Source organism: Mycobacterium sp. NGS48, assembly GCF_059812585.1.
In genome coordinates, this window is record NZ_JCALCY010000006.1 from 66,942 (window position 1) to 84,117 (window position 17,176).

Here is a 17,176-nt window from a genome sequence, read left to right on the forward strand (position 1 = left end):
CCGCGATTGTGGCGGAGGTCTGCCCCACTGCGCAGCTTCTTGGCGGCGACCGTGGGCTGCGGTGTCGTGATCTCCGCCTGCGCGATCGGCTCGGCGATCATGCTGGCGCACATCGTCGCTCGGGTAATCACCGATCCGGCCGGACGCAATCTCCTGCAATGGGCGCCGGCGCTATCGATCCTGTCGGCGTTGTGGGCGCTTCGGACTGTGACGCAATGGTTTCAGGCACGGTTAGGCCAATGCGGAGCCAGCGCGGTGATCGCCGATCTCAGCAGTCAGGTTCTCAGCGCGGTGACGATTCGAGAACCCCGACGACAAGCAGAGCAGCGCGACGCCGCCGCGGTAGTGGTGACGCGCGGACTGGACGGGTTGCGCGCGTACTTCACCGCGTACCTGCCCGCGTTGCTGCTGGCGGCCATCCTGACCCCAGCCAGCGTGATCGTGCTGGCAGCCTACGATCTCAAATCGGCGGTGATAGTGCTGATCACCCTGCCACTCATTCCGGTCTTCATGGTCCTGATCGGCATGGCGACCGCGGACCGCTCGGCAGCGGCGCTTGCCGCGATGACCACGCTGCAGGCCCGGCTGCTGGATCTGATCGCCGGAATTCCTACCCTGCGTGCTCTCGGGCGTGCCAGCGGCCCCGAGCATCGCATTGCCGAACTCGGTGCGGCTCATCGGCGTTCGGCGATGGCGACGCTGCGGATCGCATTCCTCTCCGCGCTGGTGCTGGAGTTGCTCGCCATGCTGGGTGTGGCCGTCGTCGCGGTCAGCATCGGTCTACGGCTGGTGTTCGGTGAAATCAGCCTCACCGCGGCGTTGACGGTCTTGCTGCTGGTGCCGGACGTGTACTGGCCGCTGCGGCGCATTGGCGTGGAATTCCACGCCGCCCAGGACGGGCGCGCCGCGGCGGACAAGGCGTTCGCGTTGATCGAGGGCTCACCGGCCGCGGTACGTGGATCGCGCACGGTGGCTGCCCGCGGAGCGACGATCAGACTCGAAGATCTCAGTGTCGCGGGCCGTGACGGCTCGTCACCGCGTGAACTCAGCGCCGTGCTCGAGCCCGGTCAGGTGACCGTGCTCACCGGGGCCAACGGGGTCGGCAAAAGCACCACCTTGCAGGTGATTGCGGGTATCACCATGCCCACATCGGGCCGGGTCACCGTGGCCGGCATCGACGTCACCGATTTGGACCCGTCGACGTGGTGGCGAGAAGTGTCCTGGCTGGCACAGCGCCCGGTACTGGTGCCTGGCACCATCGCCGACAATCTGGTTCTGTTCGGCCAACTGTCCGACTGTGAAAGCGCCTGCGCCGCATCCGGGTTCGACGCGGTGCTGGCGGGCCTGCCGGACGGACCGCGCACCGTGATCGGCCGCGGCGGAGTCGGCCTGTCGTTGGGGCAGCGGCAGCGCCTCGGCCTGGCCCGTGCGCTCGGGTCGGCGGCGCCGGTGCTGCTGCTCGACGAGCCCACCGCCCACCTCGACACCGAAACCGAAGCCAGGGTGTTACGGGCGATCATCGAAAGCGCCCGCGCCGGTGCGACCGTGGTGGTCGTCGGACATCGTCAGCAGGTTGTCGGTATCGGCGATCGAGTCGTCGTAGTCAGTGCGGAGGATCATGCCCGCGTCTGATCCTTTGCCGACCGCGATACGGCTGCTGCGCCCACGCCTGCCACGGCTGCTGCTGGCCATCACACTCGGCGCGCTCTCGTTGACCAGCGCGTTGGCGCTGGCCGGAGTATCGGCCTGGCTGATCACCCGTGCCTGGCAGATGCCGCCGGTGCTGGATCTGTCGGTCGCCGTGGTGGCGGTGCGGACATCCGCGATTTCCCGTGGGGTACTGCACTATTGCGAGCGGCTGGCCAGCCATGACACGGCACTGCGCGCCGCGGGAACCGCCCGCGTCCAGATTTATTACCGCCTGGCTCACGGACCGGCCGAAGTCGCGGCCCGGTTGCACAGCGGCGAACTGGTTGCCCGGGTTGGCGCCGATGTCGACCGGTTGGCCGATGCGCTGGTCCGCGCCGTGCTGCCCATCAGCGTTGCGGCAGTACTGGCCGTGGCGGCGACGGCGGTGGTCGCGGCCATTTCGGTACCGGCCGCGGTGATCATGGCGCTCTGCCTGGTCGTCGTTGGTGTCGTCGCACCCTGGCTGGCTGCGCGTGCGGCGACGGCCCAGGAAGCCTTGGCGCAGCAGCATCATTCGGACCGAAACGTCTCGGCGATGCTGGCGCTGGACCACGCATCCGAGCTCCGCGTCGGCGGCACTCTGCCCGGCGTGATCACTGAGTCTCAGCAGCGCCAGCGTAATTGGGGCGACGCTATCGACTCCGCGGCAAGACCGGCCGCCGTGGCCGAGGCGATGCCGACCGCTGCGATCGGGGTCAGTGTGCTGGGCGCCGCGGTGGCGGGCATCGCCATGGCCGGTACCGTCGCCCCGACGACACTGGCGATTTTGATGTTGTTGCCGCTGTCGGCCTTCGAGGCCACACTGGCGCTACCCGCCGCCGCGGTCCAGTTGACGCGGTCACGGTTGGCCGCGCGACGCCTGCTCGACGTGCTTCCCGCAGCGCCACCGACTAACCAGACCACCCCGGTGACGCCACCGGCTTCGACAGCGGGCCGACTCCGTGCGCTGCATGTGCGTAGTGGTCATCCCGGGTCGCGCGCGCTGCACCCCTGCACCATTGATCTGGCCCCAGGCGCCAGGCTGGCCGTCACCGGCGTCAGCGGCTCGGGCAAAACGACACTGCTGATGACGCTTGCCGGGCTGCTCCCCCCGTTGCACGGGGACGTCACGCTCGACGGTGTGCGCCTCGACAGCATTGCTGAGCCTGAATTACGCTCTACTATCGGCTTTTTCGCCGAAGATGCGCATATCTTCGCGACCACTGTGCGGGACAACTTGCTGGTAGCGCGAGGCGACTGCCGAGATGACGAGCTGACCACGATACTGCGGCGGGTCGGCCTCGACGGGTGGGCGACCGGCCTCCCCGATGGTTTGGCGACGGTGTTGACCGGCGGAGCGCAAGCGCTGTCGGCGGGGCAACGCAGGCGACTGTTGCTGGCCCGAGCGATGATCTCGCCGGCGCGGATCGTACTGCTCGACGAACCGACCGAACATCTCGATGCCGCTGATGCCGAACCGCTTCTGCGTGCTCTCCTCGATCCGACCAGTGGGCTCATCAACGAACAACGATCCGTCGTGGTGGCCACCCACCATTTGCCCCAGTCCATGCACTGTGCCGAACTGCCCATAGGTGATGGCAGGTACCCTGGCTGACAGTCGTCCACGCCGCCCGATCCGGAAAGCGAGCCATGACCGAATTCCCCGACGGACCGTCGGAGAAGCCCGGAACGCCGGAGAAAAGTACGGGAACCGGAACGCCGTACCAGCAGTATCCGTTCCGATATCCATATCCGCCCGGCGACTCTTTGACACCACACCAAACGTATTTCGGTTATCCGACGCCGCCTGTCACGCCACGAAACGGACTCGGCGTTGTCGCGCTGGTGGTGGCCATTGTTGGGCTGGCGATGGTGTGGTCGGTCTTCGGCGGCGTCATCCTCGGGATCGCTGCCGTGGCGGTCGGATTTTTCGGATGGTCGCGGGCCAAACGCGGCCGGGCCAACAATGGCGGAGTGGCAATCGCCGGTATCGCGCTGGGCATCGTGGCGATCGTCGTCGGCTTGGCCTTCATCCCGATCTGGTTGGCGCTCTGGAATGACGTCGGCGGTGACACCTACTTCGACTGCCTGGAGAGCGCCGGCTCGAACCGAATCCGCCAACAACAGTGCGCGGATCAGTTCCGGGAAACGGTCCAGAACCGCATCAGCGGCACGCTGACAACTCCCCCGCCCACGCCGTAGGCGCTTAGTTCAAAGCCGCCGTCGTCGCGGCATGAACTCCAGCGACATCAGCACGTAGAGCAGCGGAACCACCTGGGTCAATTTCACCAGCGCATAGCGCCGATCGCCCAGCGAACGGAACTTGCGCAGGTAGCGGTACAGCGATTCGAGCGCGATCAGCGGGTCGCCAAGGTGAATCAGCCGGTAGAAAATGCTTTGCGTGCGTGAGCGGTGCTTTTCGTCGAAGATTTCCGGGAACGCAGCGAATGCCAACGATAGCCGTTGTGCCCCAGCATCTTTAGCAGCGTTGACCATGTCGACACTGAGCCGCTCGTCGATTCCGTTGGGGGACCCGCGTCGGCGCCACGGCACGTCGAGAGACAGATCGCTTCCGCCACCGGCAACCGCGTAGCGGTGGAATCCCTGCACGCGTCCCGCGCCGTCCCTGGCCACAATCAATTGCACCCCTGGGTAGCGGCCTTCCAGCGCGCCGTCGAGCGCCATCGAGAATCCGCGTTCTGTGTGGGCGCCGCTGGGCGACGCTTTCAGCACTTCGGTCAGCTCGGCAAGCTGCTGCGCATCCAGGTTCTGTTCGCAAAGGATCTCGGTGGTGATACCGCAATTGTGGGTGCGCTTGACGGCCTGACGTAGGTTGCGGAATTTGCGGCCGACCATTTCGAAGTTGCGCACGTCGATAACAACGTCTCGGCCGATCGGCACCGCCCGCAACGGCTGTCCCAATGCGGCTGAGTCGCTCCACAACCCGAGTTTTCGCTCGCTGCAACACAACACCACGATCCGCCAACCGCGGGTGTGGCACATGCCCGCGAAATCGGCGACCAGTTGCGGAAATTGCGCTTCGTCACCGATCGGGTCACCGCTGACGACGGCATACCCGATGCGGGTGCAATATGCCAGGGCCGCCGTACCGTCGGAGCTGAAGTAGTAGCACTTACCCACCTGCATGGTGAACGGCGCCAGCGGATCGCCTGCGGTCCTTTGGATCAGCGTCCACACCTTGGGCAGATCCGCCGGTTGCGGACGCGCCGACGTCGGCCACATCAGCGCCAGCCCCGTCCCGGCGACCAGCAGATGGCCGAGCAGATCGAAGGACAGCACGTGCGCTGCTATGCCGGCGAACAACATGAAGACCGCAACGGTCGCGTGCTTGGCCGTCACCGGACGACCCAGGAAGATGCCACGGGCGATCAGCGCGACCGCGGCCAGCACCGTCAGCGACCATGCCAACCGGCCCGCGGGCTCCCAGTCGGCCTGCAAGTGTTCACGGACAACGATCGCTATCAGCCAGCACGCCGCGCCGAACAGGGCAAATGCGCCAATCCAGCGCGCCGCGGGCGAATCGACGTGAACGACGACCCGCTCGCTTGCGCGAACGCTGGGGGCGACGCCGACCGACGACTGGTTCACACGCACCTCCGGTTGCTCTACGTCGCCGTTCCGGTCCAGGCGGGAATACCCAGAACGCTACGCTTCGACGCCGATTGCTGTACCGATCTGGCGCGGGTCGCAACCATATCGTTGCCGTGCGCTGCGGCTCAGTCGTTATCCCCGTGAGCTGGGAAAATATTTCACGACGCCTTCCTGCACCACGGTGGCTACCGGCTGCCCGGAACGGTCAAAGAAATAGCCCGTGCCCAATCCGCGCGAATCCGTCGCCACTGGCGACGACGTGGAGTAGAGCACCCAGTCGTCGAAATTGACCTGGCGGTGAAACCACACCGAGTGATTGACGGTGGCGGCAAAGATGCGGTCGAATCCCCACGACAGACCATGCGTGGTGATGATCGAGTCGAGCACCGTGGTGTCCGAGCAGTACAGCATCGTCGCGGTGTGCACGGTGGGGTCGTCGGGCAGCTTCCCGTCGGCTTTCACCCAGACACGGTTGTAGTCGAGCCGCTCTCCCTTGTCGCGCATCACCCAGGATGGGTCGTTGACGTAGCGCCACTCGATTGGCTGCAGTGCGTTGACGAACAACGGAACTTTGTCCTCGTAGCCGCGCAGCTGCTCTTTGACCGGTGTCAAAACGTCCGGTTGGGCGACATCGGGCGGTTCGATGTTGTGCTCGAGGCCGCGTCCGCCAGACAGGTACGAGATCATTCCGGTCGCCAGCAGCGTGCCATTCTGCGTCGCATCGATGCGGCGGTTGGCGAAGCGGCGTTCGTCGCGCAACCGCAGCACCCGGAATTCGATGTCCTTGTCGATGTCGCCGCCGTTGATGAAGTGAACGGAGAACGCGTTGGCCGGCAGGTCGCGGGTCAGTGTGCGACTGGCCGCCACGAACGACTGCGCCATGAGCTGGCCGCCGAAGGTTCGAGGCGGATTCTTGCTCGCGTGCGATCCGATGAAGACGTCGTCGGCCACGCAGTGAAGATCCAGTATCGCCATCAACTCATCGAAGTCGGACACGTTCTAGACGTCGTCCTCGCCGATGCGGTGCACGTGGATCAAGTTGGTGGAGCCGACGGTGCCGGGCGGGGCGCCCGCAACGATGACGACGAGATCACCGCGTTTGTAGCGGCCGAGATCGAGCAACGCTTTGTCGACTAGGCGGATCATCGCGTCGGTGGACTGCATGGTCGGAACAATGAAAGTCTCGGTGCCCCATGTCATCGCAAGTTGGCTGCGCACCTCGGGCAGTGGCGTGAAGGCCAGCAGCGGCAGCGGGGTGTGCAACCGAGCCAGCCGCCTCACAGTGTCCCCGGACTGGGTGAACGCGACCAAGGCTTTGGCGTCGAGCCGCTCGCCGATGTCGCGCGCCGCGTAGGAGATCACTCCGCGTTTGGTCCGGGGTACGTGCGTCAGCGGCGGCGCAGCTGTCGAATTCTCTTCGACGGCGCAGACAATTCGTGCCATCGTCTGCACTGCGGCCAGCGGGTGCTTGCCGACGGCGGTTTCCCCGGACAGCATGAGTGCGTCTGCGCCGTCCAGCACGGCGTTGGCGACGTCGGACGCCTCGGCGCGGGTCGGGCGCGAGTTCTCGATCATCGAGTCGAGCATCTGGGTAGCGACGATGACGGGTTTCGCGTTCTCCCTGGCCATTTGGATGGCCCGCTTCTGCACGAGGGGGACTTCTTCCAGTGGCAGCTCTACGCCTAAGTCACCGCGGGCCACCATCACAGCATCGAAGGCCAGTACCACCGCTTCCAGATTGTCGATGGCTTCCGGCTTCTCCAGTTTGGCGATCACCGGCACCCGACGCCCCACGCGGTCCATCACCTCATGCACCAGTTCCACATCGGACGGCGACCGCACGAACGACAGCGCCACCATGTCGACACCCAGGTCCAGCGCGAACTCCAGATCCTCAATGTCCTTCTCCGACAAGGCAGGAGCCGACACGCTCATCCCGGGCAGCGACATTCCCTTGTTGTTGCTGACCGGCCCACCTTCGGTGACGGTGCAGACCACGTCGTCGCCGTCGATGTCTTCGACCATCAAGCCGACCTTGCCGTCGTCGATCAGAACCCGGTCACCCGGGGCAGCGTCTTGCGCCAACTGTTTGTAGGCCGTCGACACTCGGTCGTGGCTGCCCGGACAGTCAGCGACGGTGATTCGCACCGTTTCGCCGTTCGCCCAGTAAGTCGGGCCGTCCGCGAACCGGCCCAATCGGATCTTCGGGCCCTGTAGGTCAGCCAGCAGCCCGACAGCGCGACCGGTGGCGTCCGAAGCGGCGCGAACGCGTTCATAAGCGGCTTTGTGGTCGCTGTAGTCGCCGTGGCTGAAGTTCATTCGGGCGACGTCCATTCCAGCCTCTACCAGCGCTCGGACCGACTCGTCGGTGTTGCTGACCGGGCCGAGAGTACAGACGATCTTGCCGCGCCGCGTCACGACGACACAGCATAGTCGCGGTGGCCGACCTACCCGGTAACGAGCATCGGAACCAGCGGGAAACCAGGCAGGTTGCGCAGCACGGACCACGCGAATGTGGCGATCGCAACTGTGACGATCGCAGGCAACGGCAATGCCGTTTTGTGGCGGTGGCGGCGCAGCAGGATCCACGCCGCCAGCAGCGGAAGACCGATGAGCACAAACATGTTGTCGGCGACTGCGGCGACGAGATCGCCGTGCAGTACGTCGTGCGTCATGCGAAGGCCTCCGCACAACGGGCAGTTCCAGCCGGTGAGCAGCCGGAGCGGGCAGGCAGGATAGATCGAATTCTGCCGATGGGGGTCCACCAGCCCGACGTAGGCGACGGCGCCAATTAGCAGCGCGCCAGAACCGATTACACCTCGGCTAGGTTCCATCGCGCAGTGGGCGGCCCTGCGGGTCGCGCACCTTGTCGGTGAGTATCAACACGGCGTCGACGATGCCCCAAATCGCGGCGCCGACGCCAAAGGTCACCAGACCCACAACCATCTGCGCGATGCCCAGCCCGGTCTGTCCGATGTAGATGCGGCCAATACCAACGATGCCGACCAGCCCGATCAGCTGAAGAAGGCCGGCCACGACCTTCGATTTGTCCGACAGCGGCTCGCCGGTCACGGGGTGCCGGCCGTAGGGCGCCGCCGGGTCGGCAATGTTGCCCGGCGGATACGGCTGCGGTGGCGGCGGCGAATAGGGCGGATAACCCGGTTGCTGCGGACGCGGTTCGCCAGAAGGGTTGGTCACGCCCCTCAGCATGCCAGTTCCGCCGGCGATCGCGGGTCGTTACCTTGTCGACCTGCGCCTTAGCCTGCTCAGCCGTGACCTCCACCCGGTTGGGGTGGGGCTGGCCGGTGCAGCCACATCCGGCGCCGATTCTTCGGCGTCGTCTTCGGCGGCGGGTGGTTCGCTTTCGCCGGCGACGACGTCGGCTGGTTCGGGCTCTTCCTCAGCGTCTTCGGGCTCGACTTCCTCAACCTCAGACTCGGGCGCCTCGGCATCAGCCTCGGCCGCTGCTTCCTCGACCTCTGGGGGCTCAGCTTCGGCATCTTCGGGCTCGTCAACGGCCTCAGCCTCGGGCTCGGGCTCCTCGGCTACGTCTTCTGCCTCTGGCGGCTCAGCTTCGGCCTCAGCTTCCTCACCCTCAGCCCCGGGCTCGGCGTCGGCCACAAGCTCCGGCTCTTCGGGGCCAGCTTGCTCAACTTCAGCCTCGGGCTCGGCGTCGGCCGCTACCTCAGCCACGGCCGCGTCGGTTTCAGATTCTTCGGCCGCTGACGCGACCGCCTCCGTTTCGTCATCGGTAGCCTGCGTCGCCGCCGTATCGAGCCCCTCGGGCTCGACCGCTTCGGGTTCCGCCGCAGTCGCCGGTTCTCCAGAATCAACCGACTCCGCAATACCCGCGGCCGCTGATGCGGACCCCACGGGTACGAGCTCGGCAGCCGGCTCCGACTCCGGTTTCTCGGCAGCCGTCGCGGCGGGCGCCGCCAGATCCTCGCGGCCCTTCGGTGCCAGAATGAGATAGACCGCGGCACCGATGAAGACGAAAGTCGCTGTGAAGGAGTTGATTCGGATCCCGGCTATGTGGGTCGCAGCGTCGTCGCGTAGGAGCTCGACACAGAATCTTCCGAAGCAATACCCGGCGACGTATAGCGCAAACAGTCGGCCATGCCCGATTCTGAATCGTCGATCGAGATAAATGAGTGCAACGAATACCAGGACGTTCCAGAGCAATTCGTAGAGAAACGTCGGGTGCACGACCATCGCGAGCTCTCCGCCCGACACCCCGTCGAGGGAATGCACGTCGGTAAAGCCCGCCGGGTCGTGGCGATAGAAAATCTCCAGGCCCCAGGGCAGCGTGGTTTCCCTACCGTAAAGTTCCTGGTTGAAGTAATTTCCGAGCCGACCGATCGCCTGCGCCAACACAATTCCGGGCGCGATCGCATCAGCGAAGGCGGGAAGTGGGATACCGCGGTGTCGGCAGCCTATCCACGCACCGACGCCGCCCAGGGCCACCGCGCCCCAGATCCCCAATCCGCCGTCCCAAATTCGGAAGGCCGCGACCAGACCCGCTCCGGCTTCACCGAAATATGTCCGCCAATCGGTGGCCAGATGATAGAGCCGGCCGCCGATCAACCCGAAAGGCACGGCCCACAGTGCGATGTCGTAGATCACCCCGCGCTCGCCGCCCCGAGCCACCCACCGCCGATCACCGATCGCCAGCGCGGCGACGATGCCGATGATGATGAACACCGCGTAGGCCCGGATCGGGACGGGTCCCAGATGCCACACTCCTCGTGGCGGGCTGGGAAAATACGCGAGAATAGTTGTCGTCATTATGTGGAGATCCTTTGGCGCACACCCACAGCAAGCTCTTCGGTCAGCGCGCGGAGCGCAGCGACGCCGTCGGCGAGCGCCGACACCAGCGCCGAGCCGACGATGACCCCGTCAGCGTATCCGGCGATTTCCGCCGCCTGCTCAGCCGACCGGACACCCAGGCCGACGCCGACGGGTATATCCGAAACCGCTCGTACCCGGCGCACTAGCTTGGGGGCGGCCTGCGACACCGCGTTACGCGCACCGGTGACACCCATGATCGATGCAGCGTAGACGAACCCCCGCGATGCGTCGGCCGTGGCCGCCAAGCGCTGCGGCGTCGACGACGGCGCGACGAGGAAGATGCGATCCAATCGGTGCTCCTCGGCGGCAGCCAACCACTCGTCGGCCTCGTCGGGGATGAGGTCCGGCGTGATCAGGCCATGGCCGCCGGCCGCGGCGAGGTCCCGCGCGAACGCGTCAACTCCATAGCGCAGCACCGGGTTCCAGTAGGTCATCACGACCGCGCGGCCACCGGCGGCGCTGATGGCCTCAACAGCGGCCAAGGTGTCTCGCACCCGAACACCGCCGCGAAGCGCGACCTCGGAAGCCGTCGCGATCGTCGGCCCGTCCATACCCGGATCCGAATACGGAACGCCGACTTCGACCAAGTCACACCCTGATTCGACCAACGCGGTCATCGCGCTGACCGACGCGGGAACGTCGGGGTATCCCGTGGGCAGATAACCGATCAGCGCTGCCCGGTTATCCCGACGACATGAACTGAAAAGCTCAGCCAGGCGGCTTGCTTCGCTCTGCTCGACAATCACGAACGGCCCTCATCCGATGAACCGGTAAGCAAGCCGAACCACTTCGCTGCGGTTTCAACGTCTTTGTCACCGCGGCCAGACAAATTCACCACGATGACCGCTCCCCCGCCCATCTCGACACCCAACTCGAGTGCGCCTGCCACCGCGTGCGCAGATTCGATGGCCGGGATGATGCCCTCGGTGCGGCAGAGCAGGCTGAACGCGTCCATTGCCTCGGTGTCCGTGATCGGCCGGTACTCGGCGCGGCCGATCTCCTTGAGCCATGCGTGTTCCGGACCGACGCCAGGATAGTCCAGACCCGCCGAAATCGAGTGCGACTCAATGGTTTGACCGTCCTCGTCCTGCAACAGATAAGAGAACGATCCTTGGAACGCGCCCGGCGACCCGCCGGTGAACGTTGCGGCATGGCGTCCGGTTTCGACGCCGTCGCCGGCGGCTTCGAACCCGATCAGCCGAACACCGGGATCGTCAATGAACGCGTGGAAAATCCCAATGGCGTTGGATCCGCCTCCGACACACGCTGTCACGGCGTCGGGCAATCGCCCGGCCTGATCCTGGATCTGCACGCGCGTTTCGAGTCCGATGACCCGCTGGAAATCGCGCACCATGGTCGGAAACGGATGCGGTCCCGCGGCAGTGCCGAAGCAGTAGTAGGTGTTGTCGGCGTTGGTGACCCAATCCCGAAAAGCCTCATTGATCGCATCTTTGAGAGTCTTCGAGCCGGATGCCACCGACACCACTTCGGCGCCCAGTAACCGCATCCGAGCCACATTGAGCGCTTGGCGCGCCGTATCGACCGCGCCCATATAGATGACGCATTCCAGACCGAGCAGCGCGCACGCCGTGGCGGTGGCCACCCCGTGCTGGCCGGCGCCGGTCTCGGCGATCACCCGGGTCTTACCCATTTGGCGGGCCAGCAAGGCCTGCCCGAGCACGTTATTGATTTTGTGAGAGCCGGTGTGGTTCAGGTCTTCTCGCTTGAGGAATATCCGCGCACCGCCAGCGTACTCGGACAGGCGTGCGGCTTCGTACAGCGGGGACGGCCGACCGGTGTAGTGCGCCTGCAACTTATCGAGCGCGTCCAGAAACCCCTGATCGGTACGAGCCTTGTCGTATGCCGCGGTGACCTCCTCGATCACCGCCATCAACGCCTCGGCGACGAATCGGCCGCCATACGCACCGAAATGCCCCCGCGAATCGGGGTCGTGGCTAGTCGGTTCGGCGATGGCCGCGCTGGAACGCGGGAGTTCCGGACCGGAAAAGTCTGCCATCACTCGATATCCAGGCGGACTAGCTGATCTAGCGGGCCGGCTTCGGGCAAGAGGGATGCCTGCCCGCGGTGACCAGGTCGGCGACAGCGGCGCGGGGATCGCCGCTGGTGACCAGACCCTCACCGACCAACACCGCGTCAGCGCCGGCGCCGGCATAGGCCAGCAGATCGGCAGTGCCTCGCACGCCGGATTCGGCAATTCTGATCACGTCGGTCGGCAGCCCAGGAGCAATGCGGGCGAAGCAATCCCGGTCGACTTTCAGTGTCATCAGATCGCGGGCGTTCACCCCGATCACCCGCGCGCCGGCCTTGAGCGCACGGTCGGCTTCTTCCTCGGTGTGGACCTCGACCAGCGCAGTCATGCCGAGCGACTCGGTGCGCTCCAACATCGACACCAGCGCCGACTGTTCAAGCGCGGCAACGATGAGCAGCAGCATGTCTGCGCCATGGGCACGCGCCTCGTGAATCTGGTAGGGCCCCACCACAAAGTCTTTACGCAACACCGGCACCGACACGGCCGCGCGCACCGCGTCGAGATCAGCCAGCGAACCATGGAACCGGCGCTGCTCGGTCAGCACACTGATGATTCGCGCGCCGCCGTCCTCGTAGGTGCGGGCCAGCTTGGCCGGGTCGGCGATCGACGCCAGTTGACCCGCCGACGGACTGGCACGTTTGACTTCGGCGATAACTGCGATTCCCGGCTCACGAAGCGCCGCCATCACATCTAGCGGCGCCGGCATCGCCTCGGCGGCGGCTTTGATCTCGGGCAGGCTCACGACGGCTTCGCGGGCGGCAACGTCGGCGCGGACTCCCTCGATGATGGAGTCGAGCACGGTTGCCGAACTCATACCTGTCGGTCCTTCCCCGCGGGCCCCGCAGATTCGATGACGTTCACCGAAAAGGGTAGCGGCCGTCAGCGCGCGGTCCGTCACCGACCCTCGGTGTCCGAGTCGTGTCGCGTCGCGTCGTGGCCCTCGTCGAGCGCATCCCAGATCATCCGCTCCGACATGTCCCCGTCGCGCTGCTCCGCCTGCGCTCGTCGGACCGCTGGCGCGACATATTTCGTGGCACCCGTCGGGGCGGCCGACCGCATCAGCAATACCGCCCCGACCAGCGTGCATACCGCTGCCGCCAGGGTTATCGCCGCACCGGTGTGATACCGCTGGCTTCCGACCAGCGTCAGCAGCGAGACGTGCGCGAGGTCAGCCGCTCGCACCGCCACGTCCCGCACCACCCACTGGCTGATAGCCAGATAACCGATCGCCAGGCTGGCTGCTGCCACCAATACCGCCAGCATGCGCAGCGGCCAGCCGCGCACGGCCAGCGTGGCCACCGCTGTAACCAGCAGCAACACCGCCAACGGGAGCAGAGCCGTCGACCACGACCCACCGGAGAGGGTGATGGTCTTGGGTTGTCCGAGCCCGTCGAACGACTCGACGGCAACCCACGGCAGCCGCGAGGCGGCCCACAACCCCGCTGCCGCGATCACCAGCAGCAGTTGGGCGATCCGGATCGCCAGCCGGCCCCGACCAGGGTCAGCCATTGCGGCTGGTGTCCGGGGCGGAGAGCGTCTCCGCGGCGGCGATCGCGTTCAGCACCGCACGGGCCTTGTTCGTCGCCTCAGTGTGCTCGTAGGGGCCATTGGAGTCGGCCACCACTCCGCCGCCGGCCTGCACGTAGGCGGTGCCGTCGCGCATCAGCGCGGTGCGGATCGCGATCGCGAAATCGGCGTTACCAGCGAAGTCGAGGTAGCCGATCACGCCGCCGTACAGGCCGCGCCGGGTCATCTCGACCTCTTCGATCAGCTCCATCGCCCGCACCTTCGGCGCGCCGGACAGCGTGCCCGCCGGGAAGCAGGCGGTCACCGCGTCCAGCGCCGAGCGGCCCTCGGCCAGCAGCCCGGTCACCGTGGAGACCAGGTGCATGACGTGGCTGTAGCGCTCGATGTGGCTGTAGTCCTCGACGCGCACGGTGCCAGGCACGCAGACCCGGCCGAGATCATTGCGACCCAGATCGACCAGCATCAGGTGCTCGGCGCGCTCCTTGTCGTCGTGCAGCAGTTCCTTCTCCAGAAGCTGGTCTTCTTCCTCGGTCTGTCCGCGCCACCGGGTCCCGGCGATCGGATGGGTTTTCGCCCACTGATCCTGCACGGTGACCAATGCCTCCGGGCTGGATCCAGCGATCGAAAACGCTGTTCCGCCAGCATCATTCGGCACGTGTAGCAGATACATGTAGGGGCTGGGGTTCGTTACCCGCAGCATTCGGTAGACATCGATCGGTGCCACGTCGGTGTCCATCTCGAAGCGCTGCGACGGCACCACTTGAAACGCTTCGCCGCGCTCGATTTCGCCGACCAGACGCTCGACGATCCCGCCGTACTCCTCCACGGTGCGTTGGGCCCGGTGTTGCGGCTCGGGTCTGGTGAAGGTGGCGACAGTCGAGGGCAGCGGTTGACTCAACGCCGCGGTCATCACGTCGAGCCGGGCGATCGCGTCGTCGTAAGCCCAGTCCACCCGCTCGTCGGTGCCGTTCCAGTTGACCGCGTTGGCGATCAGCGTGATGGTGCCCTCGTGGTGGTCGACGGCGGCCAGATCGGTGGCCAGCAGCAGCAGCATGTCGGGCAACTGAAGGTCGTCGGTGGCCAATGCGGGCAGGCGTTCCAGCCGTCGCACCAGGTCGTAGGCGAAGAATCCCACCATTCCGCCCGAGAGCGGCGGAAGTCCCGGCAGCGCCGCCGTAGCCAACAACTTGAGCGTGGCATCCAGAGCCGCTACCGGATCACCACCGGTGGGAGCGTCCTGGGGCACGGTGCCCAGCCAGGCCGCTTCGCCGTCGCGCACGGTCAACGCCGACGGCGCGCCGGCGCCGATAAACGACCAACGCGACCACGACCGGCCGTTCTCGGCCGATTCCAGCAGGAAGGTTCCCGGCCGGTTGTCCGCCAGTTTGCGGTAGGCCGACAGCGGCGTCTCGGCGTCGGCCAACACCTTGCGCGTCACCGGGACTACCCGGTGCTCGGCTGCGAGCGCGCGGAAGTCCTCGCGTGAGGTGGTGGCGAGGTCGGCATGCACCCCTCCATCTTCCCAGATGGGGGTGGGCGGCTCGCGAACGTAACGTGGCTGCGCGTTTTCGCCTACGAGATGGCAGTGGCGTTACGCTCGCGGCAGATGGTTAGGCGAGGCGTAGCCTGACGGCCATGAAAACCGGTGACACCGTGACCGACTTCGAGCTTCCCGACCAGACCGGAGCACCGCGCACGTTGAGTGCCCTGCTTGCCGACGGGCCCGTCGTGCTGTTCTTCTATCCCGCAGCGATGACACCGGGCTGCACCCGCGAGGCGTGCCACTTCCGTGACGTGGCCGGCGAGTTCGCCGCCGTCGGCGCGCAGCGGGTCGGCATCAGCACCGACGCGGTGGACAAGCAGGCCAAATTCGCCGACGCGCACAGCTTCGACTACCCGCTGCTATCGGACGCCGATGGAGCAGTCGCTGCGCAGTTCGGGGTCAAGCGCGGGCTGCTCGGCAAGCTGATGCCGGTGAAGCGCACGACGTTTGTCATCGACACCGATCGCACAGTGCTCGACGTGATCGGCAGCGAGTTCAACTTCAACTCGCACGCGGACAAGGCGCTGGCGACGCTGCGGTCACGGTCGTCGGCGTAGCCCGGATGCCTGCCTGACGAATATCTCGATTCCGCGAGTAGGGCGGTCAGCACGGGAGCATCGTTGATGCCATGACGCAGCAATCGCTTCTGCGCGCCAACGACGGTCTGCCGCGCGGCGTACAGGGCGCCGCCGATCCGCGTTTCGGAGCGGTGGTCCGGTTGTTCGCGCAGCTGTTCCCGGGGCGCCGCTTCGGCGGTGGCGCGCTGTCGGTGTACATCGACGGGCGGCCGGTCGTCGACGTGTGGACCGGGTGGTCCGACCGAGCCGGCGAGGTGCGCTGGACGGCCGATACCGGGGCGATGGTGTTCTCTGCGACTAAAGGAGTCGCCGCAACCGTCATCCACCGCCTGGTCGACCGCGGACTGCTGTCCTACGACGCGCCCGTCGCCGAGTATTGGCCGGAGTTCGGCGTCAACGGCAAATCCGGCATCACCATCCGCGACGTGCTGCGGCATCGCACCGGACTGTCACATCTCAACGGCGTCAGCAAAACCGAGTTGATGGATCACCGCCTGATGGAGGAGAGACTGGCCGCCGCGCCGGTCGATCATCTGCGCGGGCTCCCCGCGTACCACGCGTTGACCTACGGCTGGCTGTTGTCGGGACTGGCCCGATCGGTGACCGGGCTGGGAATGCGCGAACTTTTTCGCACCGAGGTGGCGCGTCCGCTCGACACCGACGGTGTTCACCTCGGCCGCCCGCCGTCGGACGCGCCCACCCAGGTGGCGCAGATCTTGGTGCCGCAAAGTGGCCAAGCCAATCCGATCGTCAACTTCGTCGCACCCAAAGTCGCCGGGCTACGGTTTTCCGGGGTTTTGGGCGCGATGTACTTCCCGGGCATGAAATCCTTTGTGCAAGGCGAGATCCCATTTCTCGACGGCGAAGTCCCAGCAGCCAACGGCGTCGTGACCGGTCGTGGGCTGGCCAAGATGTATGCCGCACTTGCCAATAACGGACGCGTCCAGGGCGCCGCCGAGCTCCTCTCCGGTGAGTTGGCGCGTGGCCTGGCCGGTCGACCCAGAGTACTGCCCGACCTGAATATGTTTGTGCCCATGCCATTCCATCTCGGTTATCACGAATCCCCGATTCCGGGGCTGCTCAAGGGATTCGGTCACATCGGCCTGGGCGGAACCCTCGGCTGGGCCGATCCGGACACCGGCAGCGCGTTCGGCTATGTCCACAACCGACTGTTGACACCGATGGTCTTCGACATGGCCTCGTTCGCCGGCTTGGCGCGGCCGATGCGCAGTGCGATCACCGCGGCACGCCATACCGGACCGATGGAGGTGCCTCACTACGGTGCGCCCTTCCCCGCCCCGGATCGTCGGCGAGCCAGCAAACGCAGGGCAGGGGCGGGCCGGCGCTGAC

Annotated in this window: 16 protein-coding genes; 5 read left to right on the top strand and 11 right to left on the bottom strand. The window is 66.1% G+C overall.

What is annotated here, in order from left to right; all coding sequences use genetic code 11:
* The first annotated feature begins 51 nt into the window (after positions 1-51).
* The 3 genes from cydD to AC5Y42_RS13445 are packed head-to-tail and all read left to right on the top strand — an operon-like array spanning position 52 to position 3,870.
* Positions 52-1,632: a thiol reductant ABC exporter subunit CydD gene (cydD, locus tag AC5Y42_RS13435; RefSeq protein WP_499899015.1), complete on the top strand. Its 1,581-nt coding sequence runs from the start codon at positions 52-54 to the stop codon at positions 1,630-1,632.
* Positions 1,619-3,283, top strand: coding sequence for a thiol reductant ABC exporter subunit CydC (cydC, locus tag AC5Y42_RS13440; RefSeq protein WP_499898767.1), 1,665 nt, complete (start codon positions 1,619-1,621; stop codon positions 3,281-3,283). Before cydD ends, cydC begins: the two co-directional genes overlap by 14 nt.
* Before the next feature lie 35 nt (positions 3,284-3,318).
* Positions 3,319-3,870 carry a DUF4190 domain-containing protein gene (locus AC5Y42_RS13445; RefSeq protein ID WP_499898768.1) on the top strand — a complete coding sequence of 184 codons (552 nt, stop codon included), beginning with the start codon at positions 3,319-3,321 and terminating at the stop codon, positions 3,868-3,870.
* 9 nt (positions 3,871-3,879) lie between these two features.
* On the opposite strand, the gene AC5Y42_RS13450 is transcribed toward AC5Y42_RS13445, so the two are convergent.
* The 11 genes from AC5Y42_RS13450 to AC5Y42_RS13500 all read right to left on the bottom strand — a co-directional run bounded on the left by AC5Y42_RS13450 (position 3,880) and on the right by AC5Y42_RS13500 (position 15,215).
* On the bottom strand, positions 3,880-5,277 hold the full coding sequence (locus AC5Y42_RS13450) for a bifunctional lysylphosphatidylglycerol flippase/synthetase MprF (protein WP_499898769.1): 1,398 nt from the start codon (positions 5,275-5,277) through the stop codon (positions 3,880-3,882).
* A 135-nt stretch (positions 5,278-5,412) separates the two neighbouring features.
* Positions 5,413-6,255 (bottom strand): acyl-CoA thioesterase II, encoded by an 843-nt coding sequence (locus tag AC5Y42_RS13455; protein ID WP_499899016.1) that lies wholly within the window; start codon positions 6,253-6,255, stop codon positions 5,413-5,415.
* A gap of 24 nt (positions 6,256-6,279) precedes the next feature.
* A complete protein-coding gene (gene pyk, locus AC5Y42_RS13460) occupies positions 6,280-7,698 on the bottom strand; it encodes a pyruvate kinase (protein WP_499898771.1) in 1,419 nt (472 codons plus the stop codon).
* A gap of 29 nt (positions 7,699-7,727) precedes the next feature.
* Complete coding sequence (locus AC5Y42_RS13465) at positions 7,728-8,114, bottom strand: DUF2752 domain-containing protein (protein ID WP_499898772.1); 387 nt, start codon at positions 8,112-8,114, stop codon at positions 7,728-7,730.
* Positions 8,104-8,490 (bottom strand): NINE protein, encoded by a 387-nt coding sequence (locus tag AC5Y42_RS13470; protein WP_499898774.1) that lies wholly within the window; start codon positions 8,488-8,490, stop codon positions 8,104-8,106. Before AC5Y42_RS13470 ends, AC5Y42_RS13465 begins: the two co-directional genes overlap by 11 nt.
* 27 nt (positions 8,491-8,517) lie before the next feature.
* Entirely contained in the window at positions 8,518-10,065 is a 1,548-nt protein-coding gene (locus tag AC5Y42_RS13475) for a prolipoprotein diacylglyceryl transferase (protein ID WP_499898775.1), read from the bottom strand.
* Positions 10,065-10,874, bottom strand: a complete 810-nt coding sequence (gene trpA, locus AC5Y42_RS13480) for a tryptophan synthase subunit alpha (protein WP_499898776.1) — start codon at positions 10,872-10,874, stop codon at positions 10,065-10,067. Before trpA ends, AC5Y42_RS13475 begins: the two co-directional genes overlap by 1 nt.
* Complete coding sequence (gene trpB / locus AC5Y42_RS13485; RefSeq protein WP_499898778.1) at positions 10,871-12,145, bottom strand: tryptophan synthase subunit beta; 1,275 nt, start codon at positions 12,143-12,145, stop codon at positions 10,871-10,873. The genes trpA and trpB overlap by 4 nt, the downstream gene beginning before the upstream one ends.
* Positions 12,146-12,173: 28 nt before the next feature.
* Positions 12,174-12,992, bottom strand: a complete 819-nt coding sequence (trpC, locus tag AC5Y42_RS13490; RefSeq protein WP_499898779.1) for an indole-3-glycerol phosphate synthase TrpC — start codon at positions 12,990-12,992, stop codon at positions 12,174-12,176.
* 80 nt (positions 12,993-13,072) lie between these two features.
* Positions 13,073-13,687 carry a TIGR02234 family membrane protein gene (locus tag AC5Y42_RS13495; RefSeq protein WP_499898780.1) on the bottom strand — a complete coding sequence of 205 codons (615 nt, stop codon included), beginning with the start codon at positions 13,685-13,687 and terminating at the stop codon, positions 13,073-13,075.
* Positions 13,680-15,215, bottom strand: a complete 1,536-nt coding sequence (locus AC5Y42_RS13500) for an anthranilate synthase component I (RefSeq protein ID WP_499898781.1) — start codon at positions 15,213-15,215, stop codon at positions 13,680-13,682. The genes AC5Y42_RS13495 and AC5Y42_RS13500 overlap by 8 nt, the downstream gene beginning before the upstream one ends.
* Before the next feature lie 125 nt (positions 15,216-15,340).
* On the opposite strand from AC5Y42_RS13500, the gene AC5Y42_RS13505 reads away from it, so the two are divergent.
* Both AC5Y42_RS13505 and lipL read left to right on the top strand, forming a co-directional pair.
* Positions 15,341-15,805 carry a peroxiredoxin gene (locus AC5Y42_RS13505; RefSeq protein WP_499898782.1) on the top strand — a complete coding sequence of 155 codons (465 nt, stop codon included), beginning with the start codon at positions 15,341-15,343 and terminating at the stop codon, positions 15,803-15,805.
* A 71-nt stretch (positions 15,806-15,876) separates the two neighbouring features.
* The gene (lipL, locus tag AC5Y42_RS13510) at positions 15,877-17,175 is read left to right on the top strand and encodes an esterase/beta-lactamase LipL (protein ID WP_499898783.1); all 1,299 of its coding nucleotides are present in this window, start codon (positions 15,877-15,879) and stop codon (positions 17,173-17,175) included.
* Position 17,176 lies beyond the last annotated feature (1 nt).

Coding starts and splice junctions, on each gene's coding strand:
- cydC (WP_499898767.1), top strand. CDS start 1,619: ATGCCCGCGTCTGATCCTTTGCCGACCGCGATACGGCTGCTGCGCCCA.
- AC5Y42_RS13445 (WP_499898768.1), top strand. CDS start 3,319: ATGACCGAATTCCCCGACGGACCGTCGGAGAAGCCCGGAACGCCGGAG.
- AC5Y42_RS13455 (WP_499899016.1), bottom strand. CDS start 6,255: ATGGCGATACTGGATCTTCACTGCGTGGCCGACGACGTCTTCATCGGA.
- AC5Y42_RS13465 (WP_499898772.1), bottom strand. CDS start 8,114: ATGGAACCTAGCCGAGGTGTAATCGGTTCTGGCGCGCTGCTAATTGGC.
- AC5Y42_RS13470 (WP_499898774.1), bottom strand. CDS start 8,490: ATGCTGAGGGGCGTGACCAACCCTTCTGGCGAACCGCGTCCGCAGCAA.
- AC5Y42_RS13475 (WP_499898775.1), bottom strand. CDS start 10,065: ATGACGACAACTATTCTCGCGTATTTTCCCAGCCCGCCACGAGGAGTG.
- trpB (WP_499898778.1), bottom strand. CDS start 12,145: ATGGCAGACTTTTCCGGTCCGGAACTCCCGCGTTCCAGCGCGGCCATC.
- trpC (WP_499898779.1), bottom strand. CDS start 12,992: ATGAGTTCGGCAACCGTGCTCGACTCCATCATCGAGGGAGTCCGCGCC.
- AC5Y42_RS13495 (WP_499898780.1), bottom strand. CDS start 13,687: ATGGCTGACCCTGGTCGGGGCCGGCTGGCGATCCGGATCGCCCAACTG.
- AC5Y42_RS13505 (WP_499898782.1), top strand. CDS start 15,341: ATGAAAACCGGTGACACCGTGACCGACTTCGAGCTTCCCGACCAGACC.
- lipL (WP_499898783.1), top strand. CDS start 15,877: ATGACGCAGCAATCGCTTCTGCGCGCCAACGACGGTCTGCCGCGCGGC.